Source organism: Cellvibrio sp., assembly GCF_053579595.1.
Window position 1 is genome coordinate 1 of the sequence record NZ_JBRFPI010000030.1, and the last position, 20153, is coordinate 20153.

Below are 20153 nucleotides of genomic sequence, written 5' to 3' on the forward strand. Positions count from 1 at the left end.
AAGCAACATATCAAAGGTGCGTTCCTGCACTTTCAAGCGCCAACAATCTTCTTCCAGTACTAACCATCCCTGACGTTGGAATAAAGTTTCGCGCAAACCGGCAATTGATGTTGAACCCAACACCTTCCAATGTTGGATCATGCTGGTGAGCATTTGCTCGATGATATTTTTTTCGTGCTCGCTGAGCTCTATACCTTCACTGACGGGCAAGCTGGTGCTGATACCACACAAAATTTTATTCAAGGTCAATTCGTATTCCGGCGTATGCGTTTCACCGCTCACCATAAATTGCACCAGATGTGCAGCGCGGTCTGCTGCTCCAGGGTGCACAAATTTTCCTTCCTGCGTTAATTCCAGCATGGCAAACAGGCGCGGCATAAATGCGGCCGCCAATACCTGGCCAGCGTTGTTGACGGGAATTCCCGCTTCCCAAGGATAAGTATTTTCTGTTGCTTTTTGCGCAGCCTGCAGATCTTGCAAACGCATTGCTGGCTGTTGCCGTGCCGGTGGCGTTAACAATGCTGCGCGCCGCTCAGCCAGATTGAGCAGACGCTGCACATCGTCTATACCGACTGCCATCGCAAAAATGTGACACAGAGTGTCGGTAATTTGTTTTTTATCCAACGTTGAGGGGCGTAAAACAAACAGAGTGTGAAAGATAAATTCCCATTTGGCCTGCTTGAGGGAAAGGCTAGTGTTATCAATCGTTAGCAGTGCAATGGCCTCATTAACAACTTTTACCAGCGCATCCAAAGGTGGATAACTCATGGGTTGCAAGCGCATGGCAATTTGATGCAATAAATGGGCAGGCACTGCACGGATTAAAGGTGAGTGATGTTTAATCTCGCCCAATAATTCCAGCCATTCACGAACAACATCCGTTGTTGCGTGCTGTAGTAAAAAATTAATATGCTGCTGCAATAGGAGCAGTTGTTCGTGCGTGAATGTGGCTTCTACACTTAGCAATTGGGCAAGGGAAATAACGGGTTTGCGCAAGGAATCATCGCTCCCTGTTAATAGCGGAATAGGTGCATTAGTTGTTGGTGAAACGTCAGGCAGCCGGATTGTAGATAGTCCATCCGTATTGTCCCGGGATGGTGTATCAGGATCGGTAGTCGCCTGATCGCTTCTCCCGCTAAGCAAATTAATTGTTTGTCCGAGAGTGGTTTGCAGGTCAGTCGCCATCGTTACTGAATTTGCCAACGCGTCAACCTGCGGTTGAGCATTATCCCGAGGGGATGTGGCAAATAATTCAAGATCAATAGGTTGCTTCTGCAACAAGGCATTTACGACTTTGCGATAATAATCTGCTGAATGTAGTGCTTGCTGCGCAAAGGCTTTGATTGACTGTAATAAATCAATGGCAGCGTCGTTGTCGATCATGGCTTGATGCAAAATTAATTCGTTACAGATTTCTTGCCAGTGATCGTTATTCAAGTTCAGCTGTTGCAAGAGTACGAGCGGTTGTGCAGCAGCCAAAAGGCTTTGCACGGAAGTTTGCATTTTCGGCGGCGGAGCTTGCGTGTGTTGTGCTTTGAGTTGAGGATTATCATCTTTGCTTGATAACGCTAGTGCCTTTTCAGTTTCGATTTGGGATTGGGTTGCTGGTAAATCTTTATCGCCAGTAACATCTGTTTTTTGGCTGGTGTACCCGCTAGCCGTTAGCGTTACTGGTTTTATTGTTTGTGGCGCATCAGAGATTGTCGGGTTGATGCTAGTTGATGAAGTTAAAGCAAGAGAACTGTTTTGTGCATCGTCATTTTGGGATCTGGCAAATAATTCAAGATCAATCGGTTGATGCTGCAATAGCGCGTGTACAACCTTGCGATAATAGCCTGCAATATTTAGGGATTGCTGTGCAAAGGTTTTAATTGACAGCAGTAAATCAACCGCAGCATCATTATCCATAATGGCTTGATGCTGAATTAATTTGCCACAAACGTCCTGCCATTGATCGTTACTTAAGTTAAGCTGCTGCAAGTGTGCAAGTGGTTGTGCAGTGACCAACAGGGATTGCAAGAGAGTTTGTAGGTTCGCCGGTTGAATTTGGGCGTGTTGCGTGTTGATTGCAGCATCATCCATGCTCGACAACTGCGCTGTTCTATCTGCATTCATTTGCGATTGAGTATTGTATAAATTTTTGTTGTCATCATTAGTCTGATTTTGGCCAATGTGCCGGTCAGCCGCTGTGGCCAGCGGGTTAGTTGCAAATGGCAGATCATCACTAGTTGCTGGGCTGGTGCCAGGTGATGCAGTCAAAGCAAGAGAGATGCTTTGTGCATTGGCATTTTCAATGTTAACAACCAACTCAAGATCAGGTGATTGTTGTAATTGTTTATGTGGTTGTGTGTCGGATCCCTGCGATTCGGCAATGGCTGAGATATTGGCCGGTATAATTTCCTGCATCTCTAAGGGTAACGAGTAAAGCTTATCTGTAACGGCAGTATCTATTGTTGATACTGCTTTTTCTTCAGTCCTCTCACCTCTCCTCAAGTTAATTTCATTCTCCGCAGGTTCCGCTGCGTAACGTTGTTCATCAGTAAATCGAATTTGTGTATCAATGTCATCAGCACTAACAACATCTGGTGCTATTGTTATATTAGCGGGTGGTGTTTGAACCAGATTGATTTCGTCTCCGTTAATAGCGTTGATTGGCGACGATGATTTTACTCTTGCTATCGCGCTGGCAATTGCCTCAAGGTCAACCAATTTATCAGCGATCAATGCCTGCAGCACTGCGCTATAAAACTCTGTAGGTGCATAAGTTGTTGCAGCTTGATGATCGATAGCTACAACAAAATCCCGGCAGTTTTCGGCGGTGGCGCTGTGTCCCAAGCGAATGTAGCTATCGATCATGCGTTTTAATAATGCAACGTCAAATGAAATTTGCAGCCAGGAAACCGCGCCGCTTTTCAGGCGCAGGCAGAGGTCAAACAACTGATGATCGCTAATATTATCCAAATCTGGTTGTGCCAATGCAGAGCGCGGTAAAGCATTTTCTGGTAGTGGTGCGGTGGATAAACCGGTTGGCGAAACAGCGGAGCCAGGTTGTTCATTATTAGTGCGCGCTTCACTCGTCCCCTGTGTAACGGTTTGTTGGGAAATAAAATTGGGTTCAACAGTGATTGGCTGTATTACCTGACGCCATAGCTGTTGCAGGTGTTGAGCATTCAGTGAATTTATATGGGCATAGTCTTCTATTAGTCGGTGGAGGAAAGCCCCAGGAGTTGTGGTGTAAACTGCTGCTCCTGTTGTTAGAGAAGAGCTTAAGATTAAACCTACCGCTATTTCCCACAAGCGACGTTGTAGGTATGCTGCTGATTCGCTGCGGATTTTATCAGCACCATCAGTTAATGCAGGACCAATTGATGCAACATTACCGTCATTGCCGATCTGCACTTCCAGCGTTTTAACTAGTTCACCAGCCATTTGCTGTAAGTGCAAAAGTAGCGGCTTTATGTCGGTTGCTAAAAATCCAATAATATCGGCTTGCATTGACAATGGTAGTTGCATCATCAACTGCTGGCGAATTTCTGCCTGAGGTAAATAGTGTTGCAACGCGGAGAGCAATAGCGCCGGCTCCCGTGTAGCCATTGTTGGCCAGATGGCTTTTAATAAATTGATATCAGCACTAACCAATGCCTGTGCAATTTTCTGTTGCAACAGTGTGCGTGGAATATTCGCTATATTTTCCGGTAATAAATCAGCGGGCGAAGCTCCACTTGGTAGATATGCAATGGAATTTTGTTGGGCATAAACGTCAACGTTGCCAGGGGCACTTTGAAAAATAAACTGGTTGTCATGCCCGCGAACGCGGGTGGCTCTAAAAATTAATGACCTTAGCGGGTTATTCTGGGCAGGGAGCTGCTGCTTACGCGGTACGAGTAAATATTTAAAATGTCTCCCGGTATTTACATCAGTATCCGTGGCATGAAGGATAAGCCTGTCGGTATTCCCCGCTTCATGCTGCTGCGTTTCCGTGTGTGAATTGACAGGCTGAATTAACTGAGCGATGCGCGTCTGCAGATGTTTAAGTGGATGTACATGGGCTGCCGGCAATGGGATGGCGAGTAAAAATTCGCCCAGTTGCATTTTACTAATTGTCAAGCTGGTAGCGAGCTTGTCCAGTAAACGAGTTAACCAAACGGCTTCACTGGCTTGAGGCGACTCCAGTGCAAGCAGTAATACCTGTTGCCAGAGGTTTTGTCGCAATACAGTCGGTTCGGATGCAAATACCCGTGCTGCTGTTAGTGAATCAGCTGACAAACCATGAGTTGTTAAAAATACATTTACTTGAGTGGTCGCGGTCGGAAAAATTTCTTGCTGCTGTCCGATAAATTCCATCAAATCCAATAGCATTTGTACTTGCGGCAGTTGTTGTGGTGCCAGCTGACGCAATAATATCAAACGCTGCGCTGCGCTAAATTGTTTTACTAAGCGCGCAACCAATAATTCGCGTGCAGGAAATTGGCGCAATAATTCGGCAATATCCTGTTGGGCAATAACCTGTTCAAATAATTGTTGGTGAATTTTTTCTTGTGACTGCCGCCTGTCATTTTCATTTGAGTAGCGACTAGTGCGATTAAATGCATAGTGCGCTGTGATATTGCCGGTGGAGAGATAGGCAATTAATTGCTGTAATGCCGTATTCGCATCTGGAATCAGTGGCACCAGTGGTGGACTGCTGAGTGCGCGAGGGTCGAGAGCGAGCATCTGGCTTTTTAACAAACGCGTGAATTGTTCCAGCAATTGCTCGCGGATCTGCTGTTGGTAGTGACGCGCATCCAGGTTGCCCAAATCAAATTCCAGAGTTTCAAACCGCAGCACCAGATTGCCAGGGGAATACTGAGAAAATAATCTATCCAATGCGGGCAATAGATCCTCACTGATCCAACTGACTAATCCGGCTTTTTCACGACGAGCGAGCCTGATCGTAGTGAACGACAGGTCGAGAGTGAATTCGTCGATGCGATGCTCGGGATGCATGGGTTAAATCCAGTACGCGGCCGAGGGTTTATATTGCTCCAGACACCTGCGCAGCTGTTGTGCGTAGCGGTCTAGTTGTTCGGTGTTGTCGTGTTCCTGCAGCAATTGTTGTTGTTCATATTGTTGGAGCCGTTCAAGCCAAGGCTTGTAACAGGCATCAAAATCCGTCATGGCGGGAAGATCTAGCCAATAGATTTGCGGAAATAAATGGGCCGGCATATGGTTGGCAATGGTTTTTTCCGCAAACTGGCGAAAGGCGGGATTAGCAAAACGCGCGGTCCATTTCGGAAAAATAAAACTCACCTGACAATCAAAAAAGCTACCGTCATTGGCGCTTACTTGCTGTCCGCGTGGGCGCAATAAAATATGTTCCAGAAGATAAAAACCTTCGGCACCGGCATTGATATCGGTAATAATTTTTTTAAATTTATGCACATAGGAAATGGCTTGCGCCCGGTCGTCCGCCTTTTTTAATTCGCGGCGGCGATTGAGCCGCTGCGAATAAAAATACACCGCAACTGCTTCACCGGGGTCTACCGGTTGCAATCGATAGGCATCAATAGTAGTACCTTCAATAATCATTGCCGGGCAGAGCGTTAAACTTTTATTGGGCGTATAACTCCATTGTGATAATTTTTCTTGCTGCTTTGCCTTCAGTGCAGGAACCGTTTGTGCGTCAGCGTGAGTGGTTAACGCGTCTGCGTCAGTTGGATCCGGGATCTGGTCGAGTAATTGGTCATCGACCAGATGTATTTGGTTGCTGTCAAAGCACTGTGATAGCGGAACCAGGCTATCGAGTTGTTGTATGCCTAATAAAATATTGATTTTTTTATGCAAACTACTGAGGTTGCTCGCTTGCCAATGCGCTTCACTGGTATCGAATGCGGCCGAGCGCCCGCTACTGGTTTCGACCAGATGCTGCAAGTAGCGGATCTTATTATCTATAGCCCAGTAGTCCGGTTGCGCTTCATGGTAATAATTAAAATGCAGCAGGGCCTCTTGTGAAAACTCTTCACCATAAATCGCGAGCAAGGTATCCAGCGCACGGCTTTTGCGGTCGGTTGCCGGGTCGTGGCGCGCCTGTATATCCTGAATATCGCTTAAACCAATGCGTTTGTTGTTGTAGAGCAGCGCGAAGTCAGGGATATGTTGGTTGTCCAGAAATTCGGCAAAATAACTGTGGTTGGGGCGTTCACCCAAACTGAATAAATGCTGCAGGTTTTGGATGTGCGCCAACATGTTGGCCATGAGTTGTTCAAACGGATAGAGGTAGGCTTTTAGCTGTTGCGCCTGCTTTTTACGGGCGGCAGTTTCATGATTGGGCACACCAGCGGCATTGATGCCATAGACACTGGGAAAGTGGTGCTGAATAGAATAATAAGCCGAATTCCTGCGCGTACGCCCTTGCGGTAATGGATAAAAATGTGTGCTGTTAGTTTTATTATTGCGGAAAGCGCGGTATTCAAATTCCAATTTTTGCAGTGCGCGTCGGGTTTCTTCCATTAACCGTTCGATATTGTCGCCACGCGTTTTGACAACCCCGGCCGGGTCTGTCGTTTTGCCGGGATTGAAATCAATCTTAAGCCATTCTTGCTGTTGTGCTTCCGCGGGAAATTTTAAAAAGAACGATTGATTATCAATTGTCTGGGTGTCCAGAAGTTTGCCTAGTTCATCAACTAATTCCAAACGATACACTTTTTTAACGCCGTCAATAGCGGCGACTAGCCCAGTCAATTCTTCCAATGCTTTCGTGCTTTTATGGGCGTTAAGGTGTTCGCTGTAGATATAGCCGTGTTGTGTTAACGGACCGCTAAAAATATCAGCCAGATCCATTTGTTGTGCCATAGTTTCATAGCGCTCAATACGGATGTTGGACGAAATTTTACGTGCAACCTGAAAAAAAACATCGGCATAAATATCGGCCTGGTTGCGTTTGCCGTTGGTTTCAATCACTCCGCGTAAAAAGCAGGGTTTACTTTCTTCAATGCTGACAGTTGCGAGGTCTTCACCAAGGTTGCGATGTTTTACAAACACGCTGCGCACACGGCGTACAACTTGCTGTTTTTGTTCATCGCTATAAGCAGGGCCAGTCAGTGGTTCCAGCAATTTGATAGAAATGTTGTACAAACACGCCTGGTAACCCTCACCTGTTGCGAGGGTAGCAACCTGGAGCGCATCAATTTCGGGAATATCGTCGAGCAGGCGTTTGCAATAATCCTCGGCGGTAATTGGGCGTGTGGGAAAAATATCGTGGGGTTTATAAAGCGCGTAGTGATTGAAATCAATCAAGCCGCGCTCATTGGCAAGATAATCCGCGACCGGCACACGCGTTTGATAGGCGAGTTCAGTCAAGCCAAAACACAGTTGTTCGAGGATGGTGACACCGGGATCGTGCAGGTTGTAATCCGTCCAGATATTGCCGGCGAGTTCTTGCGCGCGCGCAATCGCATCGGCGCGCAAGCTGGCGAAGTCGAGGCCGTCTGCATCCTGTTGCAAACGCTGGATGACATCGGATGAACTCATTACTGCGATCCTGATGCTAACGAATTGGCATTTTGTTTTGCATCGGTCGCGTGTTGCGCCTGCAATTGCTGGTGTAAATAATTGACTAGCGTACAGACGCGGTTGTACGGCAGTTCTCCCAATGCTTGCACACAGATACTGAAATCACTTGCGCTAATAACAAACAGTGCTGGCGTATGTTGTACTGCTCCCGTTTGATAGAATTGTTGCGCTTGTTGATTTAACTGGCCGATGATGTCAAAGACATTTTTAAATGGCTGTTCTACTAGCGCTTCTAACAACAGGCTGCTCTGCTCAAGTGTCAGATAAAAATGCAATTCGCTGGATGCGTTCATCATAGCTGTCCTTATTCCGGTGCATGGGTGCTTTCAAGCATCAATGGATCAAACCATAGACGGGTGATGTGATAGTTGATCCAGATATTTTTACCGTAGGAGCACTGTGCACGTATTTGCAATTTGAAATGGAATTGGCCTTGCTCGGGCACTGGCTGCCAGCGCAATTCAAGGCGATTACATTTATTGCCGAAGTGTGCGTCCTGGGTATTGATGCTGCTTTTGCCATTAAACGTATTCAATGCAATTGCGTGTACCAGCGCGTATTTTCCATCGGCGTCTTGTCCGCCTACCCCGGCGACAATTTCAAAAGCTTCACAGCCGGTAAGAGCGCTGGTGATATCGTGCCATTCGCCATCGGCGGGCGCGGCCATATCGCCCACTTTGCCCATACGCCCGCTGGAGGCAATGGTACCTTCTACATCGAGAGTGGTTTGTGGATTTTCTTTATTGATGCCCACTGCAACACGCAAATTGTTTTGTCCGTCACTACCCGTACCCTGACTATAAAGGCTAAGTACACGTGGGCTTTGCGGTGTACCAAAATGCAATTTGTTTTCGCTGGTGCTCAATTCCAAAAACCACTGCGGATTTTCCACGGCAATATTTTTATAAAAACTCAACAGGCGACCGGAGCCCATGAGCTGCGAAATTTTTAAACCATCGCGACTGGTTTTATCAAAGCCCTCTTCCAGAATATTGACCATGGAATCGATCAAATTGGAAAAGTCCTGCTCCGAGGGCATACGTCCTTTTTTAAATTTATTTTTCAGCGCATTTCTGTCAAGTTTTTCCATCGCATGGCCTATTCGGGAATGATGAAAGTACTACCCACTTCCAGCTCGTCCACACCGGTGCGCTGGGCGCGGATCTGGAGCGGTTGGTCAAGGGCTTGGATGTAATGATGCTGTAACGGCACGGCGGTACTCCAGGCATAAGTCGGATGCAGTGTTTGCAAATGATGCGTATCGCTGCTGGCGGTATCGTCCAAAATAAAAAAGCCATCGCCCTGTGGCGCAATGCGTAAGAGCGAAAAATCGGTAACGTGTTCGATGTAATCCAGATTATGAATAAAGGATTTTATTTCTTGCTCACTGATGCTCCAGCCAAAGTGCACAGCGTTGCCCTGCGCCTGCCAAGGTGAAAGATAATCACACAGTGCCTGATTTAATAAATTGTGGTGACGGCCAGTGTGTAAGCCTTTTTTTAATTGCACCGCGCACCGCACCTGGATTTCTTCATAAACTGGATTTTCCACAGATACCTGCACACGTGCTGGCGTAAGTGGCTGAATAAATTCTTTTATGGCTAGCATCAAATGGCCGTCAAAACAGGGTTTGTAATCCGATGCATTGTTGATTGGGTGATGGGGAATGGGAATGATCAGCAAATGCCCAGGGCAAATGGGGTTGTGGTGATTGCTGCGCAGGTTGGCAAAACATTTCACTTTATAAATATGCGGAAATTTTTCCAATATCAACATTTCGTAATCGAGCGGTGTCAGCGCGCGATTTTTGTGGCGTAAGCGTTCGCTGATGCGCGTGCGCAACTGCGCTTGTGTTTCAGCGGGTACACCACCACGGGAGCGGGTAATTTGGCTGACGCCGGTAATTCCCGCAATAGTTTGGCGCGTGCGTTTGATAGTATCCGGTGGCAATTGCATAGGTTGTTCACTGGCGGGGTGTGTGCCGGAAACCCAGGAGGCTTTCACCGCTTGCGCATACACACTGTAGATATCGCTGAAATGAGTGAGGGCTTTGTTGGCACTGATTTTTAACCAATACAAATTACCCGGCATGATCGTATTGGCTGTCGTCATTTTTTCCGGCATGGTCAGTGTGACAATGCCGGATGTCATAAAACCCTCGGTACTATCGCCGAGGATGTAACGTGGATTTAGCGGGCGCCATTGGTTGTCACTCAGATAAGCCCAGCTCACCAAGGCAGCGGGTGTAAGCGCGCGCTGTTTATATTCGCTTTGTGCTTGTGCAAGTAATTCTTCATCGAGTGGTAGAGAATTATCTTGTAAATGAAAAAATAAACTCAACTGTTGGATATCGCTCGCAGCGACCCCAAGGTAGAGCGTGCCATTGTCGGGATACTGGGGCAGCAAATACAAACGCGGGTGGCGCAGTGGTGATATGGCTTCCCATCCCAAAGGATGCAGGTGAAAAAATTGATCTTTGTGGAACGGATCATCATCGCGTCCGGTATCAGCCAATGTCAGTGTAGATACCGCAGAATAATTTAGCCGTAATGAGCTGATCTCCGGGGTGTAGGGCGCATTGGGAATTGGCTTGGCAAAACGGGGATGTTTTACGCGCGCATTGTGTGTCAATACATCGGCCAGTAAATTGGGATATTCGCGGTGTCCAAATGCACCGCGCGGACCTTGCAAAGTAAATTTAAATAATCCAGCGCGCGTGAGCGGTGAATAGTTAAATGGTCGCTTGGCTTGTTGTTGGTCTTGCGCCTTGTAAAAAGGAATTGCGGCGGCGGCCGATAATTTTTTATGTGCACTGACTTGTGGCGAACCGTTTTTTAATCCGCAATCAAACAGTGGTTGATTGCGTCCGGAGTCATTTGTTGCGGGTTGCCAGCGGCCATCTACCAGTACGCTGACACTGGCGATAAATTCTTGATTCTCCTTTGCCGGAGTATAACCGCGATACCAGCTGTTAAAACCACCGGCGGCCGTGGGTAAACTGCTCCATTCAATATCCACATCGAGGTCTAGCAGTTGCTTGGTACGGGTTTCTTCGTGGCCCACAATAAAATAGGAGCCTATATCAGGCAGTGGGCCAAAGGGGGCAAAGGGTGCTAGTGGCGATAACTGGCCGATATTATTGTGCAACAGTACATCGTGGCAGCCTTTGACATCTACCTGGATACGCACCTCGCGGAGTACTAAACGCCGGAGGATGTCATAGGGATACTGCAAGTAATTTTCTTTGAGCGTGAAGCGCAATACAGGTAGCGAACTGGTGAGTGAATCGCCATGCACGGCGCTGTTGTAAGCAGTAATGGCCGGGCAACCTTCGGGTAAATAAAAACCCAGACGCAAACAATTGGGTTTGACGCTGTTGTCGGTGTCGCTGTAGGCCGGTTTGTATTCACTGATGTCCAACCAACCGTCACTGGTGGTTAAGGATAACTGGAATAATTTGCTGAAATAGGCAAAAAATTTGGCTTTATCATCAGCAATACTGTCTTTGATATTGGGTAAGTGACGCAGAATTTTTTGTAGCTTGCTCCAGGGTTCACGCGCCACTTCTTCAAAGGCTAAATCGACGCAAATATAGCGCTGGCCTTCGCGTAGCAAGAGTACGTTGCTGGCGATGGCAAAGCCGAGGCGCGCACTGCTGGCGGCGTCACTCGCGCGGCCATCGCTGGTGGTGCGTTGACGACCGGCACCAAAAAAGGGTTGGGCAATTATTTTATCGCGCTGTTTTTTATCGGCATTGGGTTGTACCGCTAAGGCATTCAACCAACATCCATCAGCGAGTGTGACACTGGTGCGCGGGCTGGGATTTTGTTTTAAATTAAAGGTGATGCGCGGAAAAAATAAACTGTATAGCTGCTGTACCTGAGCATCGTTGACAATAGTATCTTCGTCAGCGGCGTACACAATATCGCGGCTGTTGTTATCCAAACCAGCAAAAAATTCAGTGCCCTTCGGTAAATGAATTTCACGCTCTTTGGCGCCCGGTTGAAATACCAGATAAACATGGTCCGGTTGTATCGGGCGTGTTTTAGCTTGCAGCACCTGGGTAAAATAAAAATCGATAAAATCCAGTGTGAAATGATTCAGGCGTGTTTGTAATTTTTGGTAGAGCGTGACAAACGCAATACGCAGCGCTAGCGCCGGATCATGATTTTTGCTGTGCATGGAATCGGGCAATAATTGCCGGGCGCTGGCTTGCACCATATCAGCGGCTTTTAGCAGCGATGCGTAAAGTGAGCGGATGTTAAGTGCAACCGGAGTTTTGATTGGTGTGGCAAGTTCATCAGGCTGGCCGCCCGCAGTAATCAGTGCCATAAATTGCTCTGAAAATTGCTGCGTTTGTTTAACCCGGTCGGGCATAAACCCATGAACCCGATAGAGTTCTTTGGCCAGGCCGAGTACTACACTTTCGATCAATCCATAAAGACTTTCACCCGCACTGCTTTGAGGGTGCTTCAATAAATTTAACCAGCGGTCCAAAAGCCGTGCCAGCCCCACTACTGATGCGGGATTGTTAGCTTCACCCAAAGCCCATTCTTCATTGTCGATTTCCTGTTGCAAACGCAGATTAAATTGGGTTTCCAAACTATCGATATTGAGCGCGAGTATTTGCGCTATCACTACAATTTCGTCACGTGCAAACAGTAGTTGCTCTATATCACCGGGTAAAAATTCCACGCCAGGGAGTTGCACCAGACGGGCATATTCCTGCATCTGGGTGAGCAGTTGCTCGAATGACATTTCATCGACATTGAAATAGTTTTTTTCCAGCGCCGGCAAAGCGCGGCGCTGTTGGCTCATGCCGTCGCGCACATGTAATTGCGAGACAAGACCTGGCGTGGCCTGCATCTGGCTCATGGCGATACCTGCCGGTGAGCAGATAGGCGTGAATAAATAAAACACTTAGCCTGCAAGATTACTGCCTTCATTAAAATAAAAGGGATACACCAGGTTGTAGCGATTATTTGTCGCGCGGATCCGGTAATACACGTGGATTTGTACCTTGCCCTCGCGGTAGTCATCATCGCGCACCTCAATACGCTCGACGATAACGCGCGGCTCAAAAAATAAAATCGCTTTTTCAACCGTATCGCGCATAACGGCAAAACTACTTTCGTTGAGTGCGTCAAACACATGGGCTTTCAAACCGCAGCCGTAGAGCGGTTGCATGACACGCTCGCCGGGTGTGGTCGATAACAAAATCAGCAGGCTTTCGTGAATGTCTTGTTCCGCCGCGACTGTCACCAGCCCCTTACTGGTGAACTGCGGTGGAAAACTCCAGCCAGTGCCAAGAAATGATTTATTGCTCATGGCTTTCGTTATCCACCAATCATGACAGTGGGTAATCCCAGCACGATATTGCCACCGTGCGCAGTGGTGTCTCCCATGCGTGCGGCTGGTTTGCCGCCGATCATTACAGTGGCTGAACCCTTTACGATGGAATCGGGTGAGCCGACACAGACGCACATATCCCCGACTACGGCCGCAGGCAATTTTCCAATTAGTACAGTGGGAACGCAGGGGACACTAATCGGCCCACCGACATGCGGTACCGGACCGGTAAACATAGGGCAGGCATGCATATCGGTAATTCGTGCTGCAGGTGGCATTTTTTAATTTCCTTTTTATCGCTAAAACTATATGTTCGTTAATGTGTGGCTTTGTGAAATAACTAGTTAATCATCACCATCGCCCCTTTGATGGTGGTAGTACCCGATGCGGAAACTTCGGCCGTTGCATTGCCTTTTGCGGTAAAACCGATATTGGCGGTGCTGGTGATATTTAATCCGGTTTGCTTGATATCCATTTGCGCCGTGGCCTCAATATTGCCCGTGGCATTCAGCACGATTTTTCCTTGCGCTTTGAGAGTAATATCTTTGGGACTATCGAGTGTGATGCCGGCGGAATCAAGCGTGACTTTATTGCTGTTCTGGTCTTGCAACAAAATTGATTTTCCATCGTCGCTGATCACAATTTTATTTGCACCCGGCGTAGTGATCGTGATGATTTTTTTCTCTTCATCAAATTCCATTTTCATTTTGGTGCGTGTAACTATGGCCTTGGTATTATTCTCTGCTGCGAGTGTATAGGGCGGTGGATTTTTACTGCTGTAAAGGCTGCCAAGGATGACCGGGTGCGATGGATCATCGCTGAAAAAACCGAGTACCACTTCATCGCCAATTTCGGGAATAAAAAACGCACCAAAGCTGTTGGAGCTGTAAAAATTGGCGAGCCGCGCCCAGAATGCATCGGTAGTAGCGCTCATTTCGGGAATCGATACTTGCACGCGGTGCTGACTTTCGGGATCGGCATCCAGTTTTTTTACGATACCAATGTGCAATCCACTGATGCCAGGGGTCAGACCTGCAGCAGCAGGTGCCATGGTGTCGGCCGTTTCGGTAAACCAGTTGGGCGACATGCCAAATTCCACCCGTGTCGTCCAGTTGCCGTCAACAACAGATTGATTGACGCTGCTGACAAAAATGTTGCCATTAAAGCGCGTCCCAACACCGGCGAGTTCAATCAGCGTACCGGGTTTGGCCAACGCACTGCCTTGAAAACTGACATAGCCGCGAATGCGTGCGAGGCCGGATTTTAATTGCTGCGCTTTAGCCCAATTAGTGAGGAAACCCGATTCCAACGGAACACTGCTTTGCAAACGGAAATCGCTCAAACCAATTACGCTGGCGAGCGCGGCAGAATCGATATCACCCTGGGTATTTAAACTGGCACTGGCGGCGGTGCCTTGCTGCAGCGCATGATTGGCAAGATCCCAGCCATTGCTGGTAACAGTTTGGAATTGGTGACGTGCATCCAGGTCGGCACTGAAATCGATGATGTCGATGCCATATGTGAGTGAAAGTACGGCGCTGCCGCTAACCTCGGGTGCTTTTACAGTGACGGTGCCGGCGTCGAGTGTTACCAGCATGCCGTTGGCTTCGGCACGCGCGAGCATAAAATCCCAATCGCTGCAGTAAAATTGCACCAGCTCTTTGTGTTGCACTGTGGTTGCGGTGACACTGGCGGTGAGCCCGGAATAGTTGCCAATGAGTTGCGACATAATATCGCTGTCTTTTTTGTCGATGTAGTTTGCGTTTTTACGCCCCACTGTCATCGCCAGCGCTTTGTCTTTGCATTCAATAATCAAGCGCGCGGCATTGTTTCCGCTGATTTTAATTGAGTGTTTGATGATGACGCCGCTGAAAACATCGGTCAGTGTCTGGTCATAACCCAACTGGATTTTTATTTCCGTACCAGGTTTAAAGGTGGCACTGGCGCTTAGCGGAAAATCGGCATTGGGCATATCGCCATCATTGATCACCAGTGTGGCGGTTGAAATCCGGTTGATGCAATGTTGAATTTCTATCGACACGACTTCAACGGTGGTTGCAATAGCGTTGCCGCTGCAGAGCACGCTAAAGCTGACTACACCATCGCTGCTTTTAAGGGGAGAATCGGCCATGAATTACACCAGCGGAGGAAAACGCAACAGCTGACCGGGTTGCAGCTGGCGAAAATTATTGAGCTGGTTAAGTCGTGCAACGGCGAGGTAATAAGAACTGTCTTTGTAAATTTGGTAGCACAACAAAGGTAAAGTATCACCTGCTTTAACTTCAACCAAATGGGTTAAGTCTGGCGATTCGAGGCTCGCTTCGCGAAAAACTTCTTCGGTACTTTTGTACGCCGTAAATGTTAAATCCATTTTGGCGCGCAAGGGTTCGCCGCTGGGTTTGAACAGCGTGTAATTGACCTTCAAGGCTTCCATACGCGCTTTGAATAGCAATGGCCCCCAGGAAACTTCTACTACGGGTGGTTCATGTTCGGAGCCGTTGTAGTCGTAGGCTACTTTGCGCAAGAGCGCGATCTGTGTACGCACGCTGCCTGTTGTACCTTCGACAACACCCGTGCCATCCAATACCAATTCTTTGAATTCAATTTTGTCGGGTTTGGATTTACTGTATTTTTTTTCGCTGCCTGGTCCGAGCGCTTGATTTTCCGCATAAATAATCGATGAGCTATGGGTGTAGCCGGCCGGGTTGATCAGCGCTTCAAAAGCCGGGTCACCATTAACGGTGGCGATGCCGTCGTTTACATCGCAGGGCGAAATTTTTAATTTTATTTTGGTGCCGTTGGCGATGGTCATGATTTAACGCAACCCTTTATCGCTGAGCATTTCAAGTACTAAACGCCGGCATTCATTGATCACATCCTGTTTGATACTTGCACTCATAGCGTCGCGCTCTTCGGCGCTCTCGTCATCCGCATCATCCACGACATTGGATTTAATCAACAGCTGTTTAATTTCTATGGCCATGATGGGTTTATCGCAGAGTGATTGTTAAGCAAAGAAATTTTAACGTCAGTATTCCAGTAAAATTACATCACCCGATTGGAGTAGGTGTAACTGAACACAATTTTTTCAATTGCCACTTCATTTTTTGTGGAGTTAAAACCTTCCACTTCCCACTTGATAGGAAACGCATTCGCAAAGGTCCATCCGCGAATAGGTTCGGCATTTTCATTAAGCAAATACACGCTGATGGTGCGCGGTACTATGGCGGCGATAAAATCGCCCTCCATCACTTCTTTGCACCAAGCCACCAGCGGTGAGGATGCTGATGCTATACCGCGTTTTAATTCCAGGTTGCTCTGCTTTATCGCCGTGGGCAATTTGTGCACAAACCGATTTTCGCCACCTTCAGGTACCTCTTCGGTAGACATTTCAAACGAAATGCCGGAAACATCCTGAAATGATGAATCGACTCCTTCGCTACCAGAGCCAAAAACTACTTTGAAATAAAACGCAGAAGGCGGGTATAAACCGCCTTCTGTGGTAGTTGCTGCAGCAGACATCGACTAGTGCCCACCTAAACCATTAGCCGTTTGCAATGGTCAGGCCTTCGTGGACGATTTCAATACTTTCAATGGCCACTTCATTACCTTCCGCTTTCAAATCGGTGGAAGAAATTTTGGTTGGCCAAGCATTGGTGAGTGTCCACACCATAGTGGGTGCACTGCTCTCATCCAGCAAACTAATGGTGACAGGAACACGCTTGATGGTGTTCAGTTTGATTTGGTTGAGCCAATCCCAGAACTTGTTATCACCTTTGAACACGCCTTTTTTCATGGTGACATTGCCGAATTTTTTCATGCCCGGCATTTTGATCACAGAAAATTGCTTGCTGTCGCCTGCGCGATATTTAATTTCTTCCGATTGGATATCCAACCCGCTCACTTCCTGGAAGGACATAACATTCGAATCCCACTTCACTTCAAAGTGAAACTTGGGCAGTGGCCAAATATTGGCTGATTGTGTTGAGCCGTCTTCTGCCATAGTAATCTCTACCTTAATTTATCTATGGATGGAAAAATTTGCGAAGTCCTTGCTTGCCAATGCGCCTTTTATTGCCCGGCAATTTGATGACAAAAACCCCGCGTTAATTTTATATACCTAGTGATTAATACCACCGTGTAGTAGAACTACTAGGTAGTTAAGATTTTTGCATCTGTTGCTGGAAGGTAATCTCGATAAATTCTGCGGGGCGGCTCAAGGCAACCAATACCGTCACACGCAAAATGCCTTCAAGAATATCTTCGGCGGTCATGGTTTCACCCAGACCAACGTGTACACTGAATGCATCTTCCGGGCTTGAACCAGCAAGACCGCCACGCTTCCACACACCGGTGAGGAAATTGCCGATCATGCTTTTGATGGTGACCCAGGTATTGGCAACGTTTGGCTCAAATACATAAGCCTTGCTCGCCAGTTTTACCGACTCTTCCAACATGATCATGGTGCGGCGCACGTTTACATAGCGCCAATCGAGGCTGTTGCCGTCGAGGGTGCGCGCACCCCACACCAGCGTGCCTTCGCCGATAAAGGTGCGAATGGCATTCACAGATTTACCTGCGGTATTCACGTTGAGGTCTTCCTGCTCTTCGTGATTGATATTCACGGTTGGTGAAGATACTGCGCTCAAACTGACATTCGCTGGAGCTTTCCACACACCGCGAGTGTTATCCACCATGGTGTAGATACCGGCCATGGCCGCACTCGGTGGCAACAAATTCAGCTTGTGTTGCAGGCCAGCGAGAATTTTGTTGTACAGCGGGCAAACTGCGCTGAGCGTTTTGTGCAGCTCATTATTTTCTGCGCTGCTTTTGCTGGGTGTATCGGGAAGTTTTTTGATCTCAGCGATAATACTTTCCTGTTTTTTCAGGGAAGCGATAGTTTCGCGCACTTCTTGCGTCAGCAAATTCACTACATCAGGCAAGCTGTCTTCGTGGATATTGCGGAATGACAATTCGCTCACCGGTACGATCGAGCTGTTCAACCAGGGGTAATACACTGCGCTGAACGCCGGGAAGTTGGTGGCCATTTTATTGCGGAAATTATCGATACACTCGTTGTCGCGATTATCCTGAAAGCCGCCGTAGATATCGAGGATTGCAAAACGGTTTTTCATTTCATAACCGCAATGCGCGACCATGGTCTGCTGCAACTTATAACAATCTGCTGCTGCTAATGACACTGCATCGGGAATGACCAACATGGTTGGTTCTTGCTCTTTCTTCAGCAGTTGGATGCCTTCTGAAAGCTCGCCTTCTTCAATACCTTTGCTGTAGTTTCCAACTGAAACAACATAGCAGGCACCACCGCCGTTTTGGAAAAACAGCATCATGCTGCGATACAGCAAGTAGTAGGAACCTTCGAGTGAGAGGAAAAATTTGCCATCTTTGCCGAGTGAAAAATCTTCATCGGCATTGCTGAATGGATCGGGATTTTTATCCACACCGGCGATAGCTGCAACGGCTGTACGCGCATTATTGATCTCGGTAGCGATTTTCTTTTCGTCGTCCGACGCACCGGGCGCAGCGGCGAAAACTGCCGGCGTTGGTGCCGCGCTACCTTTGCGGGCGATTTTAAAGGTGGCTGGCGGCGGGCCTCCGAAGTAGCTGATAAATTCAGCCATTGAAGAAATTCGCCAGGGCTTGTTGAGCAGGCTTTTACCTTTATTATCGGCAAAATCCGTGTAGCCAACAAACGCCGGAACGGCGGTAGCTACTTCAACAACGGAGTTGGGAAAAGCGTCTTTTTCAACAATATAGACGCCGGGAGTTTTATACGCGCCAGCCATATTTGTTCCTTTAAGTGCTATTGATTTACATAAATTTCTGCAACAAGGATTTGCTGCCCCCTGAGATCCCTACTCTTGCTGATCAAGTTAACTCCTGCGTTGGGTAAACGCTTGATCAGGATCTTGCCTGCGTTGCTTTTATCTTTTAACTGAAATCGCTGTTTTGGCGCACTGTTCATTGCAATCGGGATTTGCGAAATAAACGCCTTGCCATTTTTGGCGACAACTTCATCGCTAGGATCAAAAGCCACTGCCATTTGCGAACTTAAATCATGGATCTCCAATTCCAATTTCGCAAGTTCACCGAAAAAATAGTATTTCCAGTAAATATCGCGCGTGTTGAATTTGATTGCTCGCGCGACGGGAGCTGCTTCAGCCTGGCGCACGGTTGCAAATTCAGCTCCGCTTAAATCTATATCCACAATGAGCAACGGCGTTCTATCGCCGGGTTTTGCACGGACAGGTCGTGCGCCTTGGGATTCTGCCGGTAGTTCATCCTGCAACACAAGGCTGGTGTTATCTGCTGTAATATTTTTGCTGCTGTAATATAGAGGCAAGGTTTTATTTTGGGTTTCCAGGGTGTAGAAACTAAAATAGGGATCTTGCGCAAATACCTCAAAACGCAGCACTGCTTCGCTATCAAACGTAACCGAAAATTCCTGATCGGCAAAAATAGCAATTCCACTCTCTTCCGATTTAACTGCTAATTGATATTGTTGCAGTACGCGCCGGGTAGCGGGCGTAGTGGTAAATACCAAATTGGTGCAGCGGCCATCGGCAAAAAAAAGGTGTTCAACCGCCAGGGTCAATATCGGTTTGAAATGTGCCATGGATGTTGACCCCTATTAACCGCGTAGATCGCCTTGCGGTTTGGAAACCAAAGGCAATTGTGCTACGACGTTATCAGGATTGATGGTTACCATGCGTACACGGTAATACACGGAGGGAAGGTACTTCCCGCCCAACAAACCCCACAGATTACTTAAATCCTGAATGTTCAGGTTCTCGATATCCAATACGAGTTTATCGATGCGAGAGTCCAGATCCGGTGTTGAATGTTTATCAAACACCGGCTGCATCTGAAAAAAAGCGATGGCTTTGGAAATGAACTTCAGTGCTTCAGCATAGTTGCTGCCACTAAAATTCGCCGCCAGCATCACATACAAATTTAAATACACAGAGCGACTGCCAACCAGGGCGCGACCATCAAATCCGGTGGCGCGCGCTGCGCCGGATTGCGGCACAGTATCTTTTTCAATATTGGTCAGCAGTAAAATTAATTTATTGTTGGTGTGCGGTGCAGCGCTGCCATCGCTTTCCACCAAACTGGATACCACGACAATATCTTCAGTGAGATTATTGGTGCGCTTGAGGTAGGCATTTAGCTGGGTCGCTAAATGATTCATGCCACCCTGCATCAACCCACACCCCTGACACATATTTTGT

The 20153-nt window shown here is 47.6% G+C and carries 15 protein-coding genes; all 15 read right to left on the reverse strand.

The genetic code is table 11. From position 1 onward, the window contains the following. Positions 1–4986, reverse strand: a 4986-nt coding sequence (locus tag ACWA6V_RS03310; protein WP_449521163.1) for a contractile injection system tape measure protein, incomplete at its 3' end; no start/stop codon positions are given. A 3-nt stretch (positions 4987–4989) separates the two neighbouring features. Then, positions 4990–7509, reverse strand: coding sequence for a hypothetical protein (locus ACWA6V_RS03315; RefSeq protein ID WP_449521164.1), 2520 nt, complete (start codon positions 7507–7509; stop codon positions 4990–4992). Then, entirely contained in the window at positions 7509–7847 is a 339-nt protein-coding gene (locus ACWA6V_RS03320) for a hypothetical protein (protein WP_449521165.1), read from the reverse strand. The genes ACWA6V_RS03315 and ACWA6V_RS03320 overlap by 1 nt, the downstream gene beginning before the upstream one ends. An 8-nt stretch (positions 7848–7855) precedes the next feature. Then, positions 7856–8641, reverse strand: coding sequence for a hypothetical protein (locus tag ACWA6V_RS03325; RefSeq protein ID WP_449521166.1), 786 nt, complete (start codon positions 8639–8641; stop codon positions 7856–7858). A gap of 8 nt (positions 8642–8649) precedes the next feature. Further along, positions 8650–12426, reverse strand: a complete 3777-nt coding sequence (locus ACWA6V_RS03330; RefSeq protein WP_449521167.1) for a baseplate J/gp47 family protein — start codon at positions 12424–12426, stop codon at positions 8650–8652. Between the two features lie 45 nt (positions 12427–12471). After that, complete coding sequence (locus tag ACWA6V_RS03335) at positions 12472–12879, reverse strand: GPW/gp25 family protein (RefSeq protein ID WP_449521168.1); 408 nt, start codon at positions 12877–12879, stop codon at positions 12472–12474. An 8-nt stretch (positions 12880–12887) separates the two neighbouring features. Further along, positions 12888–13178, reverse strand: coding sequence for a PAAR domain-containing protein (locus tag ACWA6V_RS03340; protein ID WP_449521169.1), 291 nt, complete (start codon positions 13176–13178; stop codon positions 12888–12890). Positions 13179–13240: 62 nt separating this feature from the next. Further along, positions 13241–15031, reverse strand: coding sequence for a type VI secretion system tip protein VgrG (vgrG, locus tag ACWA6V_RS03345; RefSeq protein WP_449521170.1), 1791 nt, complete (start codon positions 15029–15031; stop codon positions 13241–13243). A 3-nt stretch (positions 15032–15034) separates the two neighbouring features. After that, positions 15035–15712 carry a CIS tube protein gene (locus tag ACWA6V_RS03350; protein WP_449521171.1) on the reverse strand — a complete coding sequence of 226 codons (678 nt, stop codon included), beginning with the start codon at positions 15710–15712 and terminating at the stop codon, positions 15035–15037. Between the two features lie 3 nt (positions 15713–15715). Further along, complete coding sequence (locus tag ACWA6V_RS03355) at positions 15716–15883, reverse strand: DUF5908 family protein (RefSeq protein WP_310069271.1); 168 nt, start codon at positions 15881–15883, stop codon at positions 15716–15718. A 62-nt stretch (positions 15884–15945) separates the two neighbouring features. Next, positions 15946–16422 carry a phage tail protein gene (locus tag ACWA6V_RS03360; protein WP_449521172.1) on the reverse strand — a complete coding sequence of 159 codons (477 nt, stop codon included), beginning with the start codon at positions 16420–16422 and terminating at the stop codon, positions 15946–15948. A 22-nt stretch (positions 16423–16444) separates the two neighbouring features. Continuing rightward, positions 16445–16903: a phage tail protein gene (locus tag ACWA6V_RS03365; RefSeq protein WP_449521173.1), complete on the reverse strand. Its 459-nt coding sequence runs from the start codon at positions 16901–16903 to the stop codon at positions 16445–16447. Between the two features lie 157 nt (positions 16904–17060). Beyond that, positions 17061–18707, reverse strand: a complete 1647-nt coding sequence (locus ACWA6V_RS03370; protein WP_449521174.1) for a phage tail sheath family protein — start codon at positions 18705–18707, stop codon at positions 17061–17063. Between the two features lie 17 nt (positions 18708–18724). After that, positions 18725–19537, reverse strand: a complete 813-nt coding sequence (locus tag ACWA6V_RS03375; RefSeq protein WP_449521175.1) for a hypothetical protein — start codon at positions 19535–19537, stop codon at positions 18725–18727. A gap of 15 nt (positions 19538–19552) precedes the next feature. After that, positions 19553–20153, reverse strand: a 601-nt coding sequence (locus ACWA6V_RS03380) for a DUF4255 domain-containing protein (RefSeq protein WP_449521176.1), incomplete at its 5' end; no start/stop codon positions are given.

What these genes read in the sequence shown, in the direction of transcription:
- ACWA6V_RS03360 (WP_449521172.1), bottom strand. Translation starts at nt 16,422, where the DNA reads ATGTCTGCTGCAGCAACTACCACAGAAGGCGGTTTATACCCGCCTTCT.
- ACWA6V_RS03350 (WP_449521171.1), bottom strand. Translation starts at nt 15,712, where the DNA reads ATGACCATCGCCAACGGCACCAAAATAAAATTAAAAATTTCGCCCTGC.
- ACWA6V_RS03335 (WP_449521168.1), bottom strand. Translation starts at nt 12,879, where the DNA reads ATGAGCAATAAATCATTTCTTGGCACTGGCTGGAGTTTTCCACCGCAG.
- ACWA6V_RS03340 (WP_449521169.1), bottom strand. Translation starts at nt 13,178, where the DNA reads ATGCCACCTGCAGCACGAATTACCGATATGCATGCCTGCCCTATGTTT.
- ACWA6V_RS03375 (WP_449521175.1), bottom strand. Translation starts at nt 19,537, where the DNA reads ATGGCACATTTCAAACCGATATTGACCCTGGCGGTTGAACACCTTTTT.
- ACWA6V_RS03370 (WP_449521174.1), bottom strand. Translation starts at nt 18,707, where the DNA reads ATGGCTGGCGCGTATAAAACTCCCGGCGTCTATATTGTTGAAAAAGAC.
- ACWA6V_RS03355 (WP_310069271.1), bottom strand. Translation starts at nt 15,883, where the DNA reads ATGGCCATAGAAATTAAACAGCTGTTGATTAAATCCAATGTCGTGGAT.
- vgrG (WP_449521170.1), bottom strand. Translation starts at nt 15,031, where the DNA reads ATGGCCGATTCTCCCCTTAAAAGCAGCGATGGTGTAGTCAGCTTTAGC.
- ACWA6V_RS03330 (WP_449521167.1), bottom strand. Translation starts at nt 12,426, where the DNA reads ATGAGCCAGATGCAGGCCACGCCAGGTCTTGTCTCGCAATTACATGTG.
- ACWA6V_RS03315 (WP_449521164.1), bottom strand. Translation starts at nt 7,509, where the DNA reads ATGAGTTCATCCGATGTCATCCAGCGTTTGCAACAGGATGCAGACGGC.
- ACWA6V_RS03365 (WP_449521173.1), bottom strand. Translation starts at nt 16,903, where the DNA reads ATGGCAGAAGACGGCTCAACACAATCAGCCAATATTTGGCCACTGCCC.
- ACWA6V_RS03325 (WP_449521166.1), bottom strand. Translation starts at nt 8,641, where the DNA reads ATGGAAAAACTTGACAGAAATGCGCTGAAAAATAAATTTAAAAAAGGA.
- ACWA6V_RS03320 (WP_449521165.1), bottom strand. Translation starts at nt 7,847, where the DNA reads ATGATGAACGCATCCAGCGAATTGCATTTTTATCTGACACTTGAGCAG.